Source organism: Mesorhizobium sp. M7A.F.Ca.US.006.04.2.1 (assembly GCF_004022915.1).
Lineage (GTDB): Bacteria > Pseudomonadota > Alphaproteobacteria > Rhizobiales > Rhizobiaceae > Mesorhizobium > Mesorhizobium ciceri.
In genome coordinates this window covers 1-1,423 of the sequence record NZ_RZQA01001195.1, presented here as the reverse complement: position 1 = coordinate 1,423, position 1,423 = coordinate 1, and the positions used below count along the sequence as shown (strand labels likewise).

General features: G+C 65.4%; 3 protein-coding genes. 2 read left to right on the top strand and 1 reads right to left on the bottom strand.

The genetic code is table 11. From position 1 onward, the window contains the following. Together EN925_RS35735 and EN925_RS35730 are read left to right on the top strand one after the other, a co-directional pair. Window positions 1-633 (top strand): aconitase X (locus EN925_RS35735; protein ID WP_128337364.1); only part of this gene is annotated, 633 nt, incomplete at its 5' end. Next, window positions 630-1,088: a DUF126 domain-containing protein gene (locus EN925_RS35730; protein WP_128337363.1), complete on the top strand. Its 459-nt coding sequence runs from the start codon at window positions 630-632 to the stop codon at window positions 1,086-1,088. The genes EN925_RS35735 and EN925_RS35730, both read left to right, overlap by 4 nt. On the opposite strand, the gene EN925_RS35725 is transcribed toward EN925_RS35730, so the two are convergent. Then, window positions 1,049-1,423, bottom strand: a 375-nt coding sequence (locus tag EN925_RS35725) for a siderophore-interacting protein (protein WP_164894657.1), incomplete at its 5' end; no start/stop codon positions are given. The genes EN925_RS35730 and EN925_RS35725 overlap by 40 nt on opposite strands.

Below are 1,423 nucleotides of genomic sequence, written 5' to 3'. Positions count from 1 at the left end.
GTCATCGGGCAGGCGAGCGGCGACCGCATTCCGGTGATTGCCGGCCTGCCGCAACCGCGCGACGAGGATCAGCTGAAGGCGCTGGGGGCGGCGGCGGCAACGACCGGTGCTGTGGCGCTGTTCCATGCGGTCGGCATCACGCCGGAAGCGATGACGCTCGATGAGGCGTTCCAGGGTCATGCGCCTGACGAGACGATCCGCATTACCCGTGCCGATATCGACCATGCGCTGGCCAGGCTATCGAGCGTGCCGGATGGCGCGCCGCTGGCGGCCGTGTCGCTCGGCACGCCGCATTTTTCGCATGAGGAATGGATGCGACTGTTGCCGTTGCTGCGCGAGGCAGCACCGGGTAGGCGCATTCCGATCTATGTCAACACCGGCCGCGCGACGCTGACGCGATTGCAGGAGGAGGGCGCGCTGGCCGGTATGGAGGCGTTCGGCCTGATCCCGGTCGCCGATACCTGCACCTATGTCACATCGATCCTGGAACGCCTCGATGGCGTGGTGATGACCAATTCCGGCAAATGGGCGCACTACGCACCCGGCAATATCGGTGTGTCCGTCGCCTTCGCCGAGATGCGGGATTGCATCCGCTCTGCTGCGGCCGGGCATGTTGTGCGGAGCGCGTCATGACGCGACCGGTGGAACGAACCGGCACTTTCCAGCTGGCCGGTGACGCTGAGGGTCAGGCGCTGGTGTTTTCGCAACCGCTCAGCTTCTGGGGCGGTATCGATGCCGAGACCGGCGAGATAACAGACCATTCGCACCCCGGCCTCGGCCGAAATGTCGCCGGCAGGATTTTGGTCATGCCGAGCGGGCGCGGCTCGTCGTCTTCATCCTCGGTCCTGGCCGAGGCGATCCGCAGGGGCACGGCGCCGGCCGGTATTCTTCTGGAGCGGCCGGACCCGATCCTGGCGGTCGGTGCCATCGTTGCCGAATTTCTTTATGACATCCGCATGCCGCTGGTGGTGTGCGATATTTCGAACTTTGTCTCCGGTGATCAGATTGATATCGGCATCGGCAAAGACCGCGGGCCGATCATCAGAGTTCACCCCGCCATCAATCCGGCAGAGCCACGCCGCCAATAGGCCGCCGCCAGCGTTTGATCGCGACCAAGCCCCAGCGTGTCGCGCCAACATTCGCGCACGATCTTGGCGGCAGCGGCTTCCGCCGCGAACCAGCCGAAGGCCGAACCGTCCTGCGGCCACGCCACCGAGCGGACAGCCTCGGCCAGCAGTCTGTCCTCGCCCGCCGCCACGCCATCCCGTGTCAGCCAATGAACCTCGATGCCCGTGCCATTGTTGATCGCTTGTCTTTCACCATCATTGGCGATCTCGACGAAGGCGACGCCTTTTGTCCCGGCCGGTAGCGTCTCCAGCAGCCGAGCCAGCGCCGGCAAGCCGGTTTCATCGGCGCCCATGAC